Source organism: Streptomyces sp. SID14478 (genome assembly GCF_010548525.1).
Lineage (GTDB): Bacteria > Actinomycetota > Actinomycetes > Streptomycetales > Streptomycetaceae > Streptomyces.
In genome coordinates, this window is the sequence record NZ_JAAGMG010000436.1 from 1 (window position 1) to 6,270 (window position 6,270).

The 6,270-nt window shown below is 70.9% G+C and carries 4 protein-coding genes; all 4 read left to right on the forward strand.

Annotated features, from left to right (window positions below; genetic code table 11):
* Nucleotides 1-2,239 (forward strand): alpha-L-fucosidase (locus G3I40_RS47140; RefSeq protein ID WP_164302634.1); only part of this gene is annotated, 2,239 nt, incomplete at its 5' end.
* Between the two features lie 105 nt (nt 2,240-2,344).
* Nucleotides 2,345-4,234 (forward strand): beta-N-acetylhexosaminidase, encoded by a 1,890-nt coding sequence (locus tag G3I40_RS14785; RefSeq protein ID WP_164302635.1) that lies wholly within the window; start codon nt 2,345-2,347, stop codon nt 4,232-4,234.
* A gap of 21 nt (nt 4,235-4,255) precedes the next feature.
* Nucleotides 4,256-5,806, forward strand: coding sequence for an alpha-L-fucosidase (locus tag G3I40_RS14790; protein ID WP_164302636.1), 1,551 nt, complete (start codon nt 4,256-4,258; stop codon nt 5,804-5,806).
* 89 nt (nt 5,807-5,895) lie between these two features.
* Nucleotides 5,896-6,270, forward strand: a 375-nt coding sequence (locus G3I40_RS14795) for an SUMF1/EgtB/PvdO family nonheme iron enzyme (protein WP_164302637.1), incomplete at its 3' end; no start/stop codon positions are given.

A 6,270-nucleotide genomic window follows, 5' to 3' on the forward strand; every position in this document is an offset into this window, starting at 1 on the left:
CGCCGGCGGTGACTGGGGCACCGTCCCCGCACCGGTCCCGGTGCCGCTCGACGCCCACTTCGACAACGACGGCATCGACACCGCCACGGCGGGCGGCGGCAGCTTCGACGGCAGTGGCTACACGTTCCCCGGCGAGGAGCTCGCCGCGGGACGGCTCGAAGTCGACGGCGTGCCCTACGAGTTCCCGTCCGGCGCCGCGGGCGCGAAGAACAACATCGTCGCGCTCGGCCAGCGCATCGACCTGCCCGCGGGCCGCTACCTGTCCGCCCTGTTCCTGGCCGCGGGCAGCTACGGCGACGCCTCCGGACAGGCCACCGTCCACTACGCCGACGGCTCCACGCAGAGCGGCGGGCTGAGCGGACCCGACTGGTACTCCGGCAGCGGGGTCGTCTCCGCCTCCTTCCGCTACAAGCCCGACGGCACCAAGGAGGCCCACCGCGTCGGCATCGGCGTCAGTGAGATCGCCCTCGACGCGGGGCGCGAGGCCGTGGCGATCACGCTGCCGAAGCTCGATGCGGCCGAGGAGAACAAGACCGCCCTGCACGTCTTCGCCCTGTCCCTGCAGCCGGCCGCCGAGGGCCGGGCCCTCGCCCTGCGGGACGCGCGCTCCACCTTCTCGCTCCTGGAGAGCTCCGGCGCGCAGAGCGTCGAGGCCACCGTCATCAACGCGGGCACCGTCAGCGTCCTCGCCTCCGACGCGCTCACCGTCAGCGTCGACGTCCCGGGCGCCCGCACCGTGGAGCCCGCGCGCGTGAAGTGGCTGGCACCCGGCGAGCAGGCCCGCGTCCGCGTCGGCATCCGCAACCGGGGCGGCGTCGCGCCCGGCACCGTCCAGGACGGCACGGTCCTCGCCACGGGACGCGGGAAGCGCGCCGCGAGCACCGGGCGCAAGCTGACGCTCGGCGTCCCCGACTACCAGCCCACCGAGGTCTCGCTCTCCGGGCACCAGGCGCCCTACTGGTTCCACGCGGCCAAGTTCGGCATCTTCATCCACTGGGGCGTCTACTCCGTGCCCGCGTGGGCGCCGGTCGGCACCCAGTACGCCGAGTGGTACTGGAACCAGATGCAGGACCCGAACAACCCGACGTACGCGCACCACAAGGAGGTCTACGGCGAGGACTTCGCCTACGACGACTTCATCCCGCGCTTCACGGCGGAGAAGTTCGACCCGCGCGCGTGGGTGGAGCTGTTCCGCGACGCGGGTGCCCAGTACCACGTGCTCACGTCCAAGCACCACGAGGGCTTCGCGCTGTGGGACACCAATCTGTCCGACCGCAACTCCGTGCGGATGGGCCCCAAGAAGGACCTCGTCAAGGCCCTCTTCGACGCCTCCAAGAAGTACACGCCCGAACTCCACCGGGCCCTGTACTTCTCGATGCCCGAATGGTTCAACCCGGACAGCCCGTGGATGGGCCACGCCCCGCGCAACCCGTACACCCTGGAGCCCGTCCCGTACACCGGATACACCGCCGGCAAGGACTACGTGAAGGAGTTCCAGGCCCAGCAGATGCTGGAGCTGATCCACGGCTACGACCTGCAAATGATGTGGTGCGACATCGGCGGCGAGAACGACTCGCTGCACGTGCTCGCCGAGTACTTCAACCACGGCAAGAACCGGCCCAGGCCGCTGGAGGTCGCGGTCAACAACCGCGCCGGGATCGGCTTCCACGACTTCACGACGCCCGAATACACGACGTACGACAACACGGTCGTCGCCAAATGGGAGTCAAGCCGCGGCCTCGACCCGTTCTCCTACGGCTACAACGCCCAGACCCCCGACGACAAGTACATGACCACCGAGGAGGTCGTGCGCAGCCTCGTCGACATCGTGTCGAAGAACGGCAACTTCCTGCTCGACATCGGACCGCGCGCCGACGGCACCATTCCCGAGATCATGCAGACCCGGCTGCGCGAGACGGGCCACTGGCTGAGGACCAACGGCGAGGCCGTCTACGACACCACGTACTGGTCGCGGATGGCGGAGCTCGGTGACGACCTCCGGTTCACCGTCCGGCCGAACGAGGCCTTCTACATCCACTCGCTCGCCGCCCCCGGGTCCAAGCTCACCGTCGAGGCGCCGGTGCCGGTGCGGCCCGGCGACAAGGTCACGATGCTCGGCTACGACCGGCCACTCAACTGGACCGTGCGGAACGGGGCGTTCGTGGTCGACGTGCCGGCCGCGGCGCGCAAGGCCGGCGAGCACGTATGGGTGTTCAAGGTGGAGTGGCACGGCCGCTGAGCCGCTGACCTCCGATGTGTCCCCGGCGGGCGCGGGCATATGTCCAAGAACCCGCCGGGGATGTCCATGGACCATGTCTCTCCGCTTCGTGAATCCTCGGATGTCATGCTGACTGAGTTCCGTACGAAGTCCCCGCGGCGACGGCACAGGGCACGCCTGCTGGGCGCCACGCTCACCCTGCTGCTGGCGACGCTTCCCGTCGCCGCCGCCCACGCGGACACCGCCACGCGCGAGGACGTGCCGCGCACCGTTCCCTCTCTGTTCAACTGGTCGGCACAGGAAGGGAGTTACGCCTTCGGGTCGCGCACCCGACTGGTCGCGCACGACGCCGCCTCCCGACGCGTCGCCCGCACCCTCGCCGCCGACCTGCGCGCCGCGGGCAAGGGCGCCGTTCCCGTCACGGGCGGCCCGTCCCGCACCGGCGACATCGTCGTCGACGTGGACGCCGCGCGGAAGCAACTGGGCGGCGAGGGCTACGAACTGAGCGCGGGCAGCAGCCTGGAGATCACCGGCGCCGCCGAGACCGGCGCCTTCTACGGCACCCGCACCCTCCTCCAACTCCTGTCGCAGAGCGACGAGATACCCGCCGGACGCACGGTCGACGTGCCGCAGTACAAGGAGCGCGGCGTCGGCGTCTGCGCCTGCTACGTGCACATCTCCACCGACTGGCTGGAGAACCTGGTGCGCGACATGGCGTACCGCAAGCTCAACCAGCTCCTGCTGGAGATCAAGGTGAAGAGCGCCGCCCACCCGGAGGCCAACACCTGGGGCTACTACAGCAGGAGCGAGATCCGCCGCATCGTCGCGCTCGGTGAGAAGTATCACGTCACGATCGTCCCGGAGATCAACTCCCCGGGCCACATGGACCCGTGGATCCAGGACCGGCCCGACCTCCAGCTCGTCGACGCCGACGGCAACGCCCAGCCGTCGCGCCTCGACATCACCAAGCCCGAGGCGTTCACCTACTACAAGAGCCTGATCGACGAGTACGGCAAGGTGTTCCCCGGCAAGTGGTGGCACATGGGCGCCGACGAGTACATGCTCGGCTCCGACTTCGCCAAGTACCCGCAGGTCCTGAAGTACGCGCGCGCCAAGTACGGGGCGAACGCCACTCCGCAGGACGCGTTCATCGACTTCGTCAACCGCGTCGAGGCGTACGCCGCGAGCAAGGGCAAGCACCTGCGCATCTGGAACGACGGGCTGACCGGCGCCAACACCGTGCCCGTCGAGCCCGGCACCACCGTCGAACACTGGCTGGACGTGAAGGTGAAGCCCAGCCGGCTCATCGCGCAGGGCTACCCGGTGATGAACGCCGCCTACTCGCTCTACGTCATCCGCGGCGGCTTCCACAGCGACACCCGGAAGCTGTACGACGAGCAGTGGGACCCGCGCAGCTTCGAGGGCGAGAAGCTCGCCTCCCGCGAAGGGATCACCGGAGCGAAGATCAGCCTGTGGCCGGACAACGGACGCGGGGAGACCGAGAACGAGGTCGCCGCCGCGACCCGTATGCCGCTCGCCCACATCGCCCAGACCACCTGGGGAACACCCCACCCGGACGCGAGCTACGCCGAGTTCACCGCCCGGGCGGGCGCGGTGGGCCACGCCCCCGGATGGCGCGACCTGACGAAGGTGCCGCTCGCCGATGGCACGTACACCCTCGCGGACCGCGGCCGCCGCACGGACCCGGCACCGGTCCGGCTCGCCCGCACCGCCGACGGCTACGCCACGCTGACGAACGCGGACGGCGCCTGCCTGGAGACGCGCAGTGGGAAGCTCACCCTGAACGTGCCGCTGGAGCCCGGCTCGGCCGCCACCTGGGAGACCTGCGACGCCAAGAACACCCTCCAGCGCTGGCAACTCACGCGCGCCGCAGGAGGGTTCCGGATCACGAACGCGATCACGTGCATGACGCTGGACGCGACCCCGGACGGCCGGCTCGTGCAGTACCCGCCGGACCAGGAGACCCCCACCGCCTGGACCCTGACCCAGAGCTGAACCGAAGGGAACCGCCCGCACATGACCCTCAGCAGACGGCACGTCCTCCTGGCCGCGACGGCCACGGCGGTCGTCGCCGGCACCGGCCTGCCCGCGGTCGCCGCACCGGCCGCCGCCGAACCGCTCTTCCGGATTCCCGTCAGCCCCGACGACTCGCCCGGCGAACTCCTCGCGAAGGCCGCGCACGTGCGCCCGACGAAGCGTCAACTCGCCTGGCAGGCACTGGAGAAGACGGCGTTCCTGCACTTCGGCGTGAACACCTTCACCGGCCTCGAATGGGGCATCGGCGACGAGGACCCGAACGTCTTCCGGCCCACCGGGCTCGACACCGACCAGTGGGCACGCGCCCTGCGCGACGGCGGCTTCAAGCTCGCCGTCCTCACCGCCAAGCACCACGACGGCTTCGTCCTCTACCCCTCGCGCTACACCCGGCACAGTGTGGTGAGCAGCAGTTGGCGCGACGGCAACGGCGACGTGCTGCGCTCCTTCGCCGACTCGATGCGCGCCCACGGCATCAAGGTCGGCGTCTACATCTCGCCCGCCGACGAGAACCAGTACCTGGACGGCGTCTACGCCAACGGCAGCGCCCGCACCACCCGCACGATCCCCACGCTCGTCGACGGCGACGACCGCGCGGGCCGGGACCTGCCCACGTACGACCTCGACGCCACCGACTACGGCGCCCACATGCTCAACCAGCTCTACGAGGTCCTCACCGAATACGGCGAGGTCGACGAGGTGTGGTTCGACGGGGCGCAGGGCCGCATCCCGCCGGAGAAGGTCGAGACGTACGACTGGGACAGCTGGTACGCCCTCGTGCGCGAACTGGCCCCCAACGCCTCGATCGCCGTGTCCGGACCCGACGTGCGCTGGGTCGGCAACGAGGACGGCATGGCGCGCGAGAACGAGTGGAGCGTCATCGCCGTCAAGGACAGCGGCAACGGCAAGTACGACCGCGTCCTGCCCTACGACTGTGCCGACGAGGGCAGCCGCGAGGCGCTCCTGACGGCACAGCCGGACGCCGCCGCCCTGCAGTGGTGGCCCGCCGAGTGCGACGTGTCGATCCGGCCGGGCTGGTTCTACCACGCCGACGAACAGCCCAAGTCCGTCGAGGAGTTGACGGACATCTGGTACCGGTCGGTGGGCCGGGGCGCCGTGCTCCTCCTCAACGTCCCGCCGGACACGAACGGGCTGCTGCCCGCCGCCGACGTCGCCCGCCTCAAGGAGTTCCGCGAGCGCACCGACGGCGAACTGCCCGAGGACCTCGCGCGCGGCGCCCGCATCCGGGACGACGGCGCGGGCACCCGCACCGTCGACCTGGGCCGGCCGGCCGCGGTCGACCGCATCCGGCTCGCCGAGGACATCCGGCACGGACAGCAGGCCGAGCACTTCGTGGTCGAGGCGGAGGTGGACGGCGCCTGGACCACCGCCACCGAACTCGGCACCATCGGCGCCGCCCGCATCCTCGCCCTGCCCACCACGGTCACCGCCCGCCGTTGGCGGCTGCGGGTCACCCAGGCCCGCTCGACCGTCCGCATCAAGGAGTTCGGCCTGTACAAGTCGCAGGGGTGAGGGCCCGGGCGGGGTCGGCCACGGCCCCGCCCGAACCCTCGTGCGAAGATCGGCCGGGACCAGGGCCGCGTCCGGGGAGGAGCCCTCACATGACCGCGCACGAACCGACCCCGTCCCCCTGCTGCGCGGCGCCGCGAGGGGAGACGGCGCCCGGGCCGCGCGCCCTGCCGCCCAAGGCGAACAGCGGCCGCCGTCCGCCCGGCAAGGGCATGATCACGCTGCACGGCGGCACGTTCCTGATGGGCAACGAGGACGAGCACGCCAACCCCGGCGACGGCGAGGGACCCGTGCGCGAGGTCACCGTCTCCGCGTTCCACATCGACGCACACGCCGTCACCAACGCCCGGTACGCGGCCTTCGTCAAGGACACCGGGTACGTGACGGCCGCCGAGCAGTTCGGCTGGTCGTACGTCTTCGCGGGCTTCCTCGACCCGCGGCGGGCCCGCGCGACCCCGGCCCCGGCG

Excerpts from the sequence above, each read along its gene's own strand:
- G3I40_RS14785 (WP_164302635.1), top strand. The coding sequence starts at position 2,345 with ATGCTGACTGAGTTCCGTACGAAGTCCCCGCGGCGACGGCACAGGGCA.
- G3I40_RS14790 (WP_164302636.1), top strand. The coding sequence starts at position 4,256 with ATGACCCTCAGCAGACGGCACGTCCTCCTGGCCGCGACGGCCACGGCG.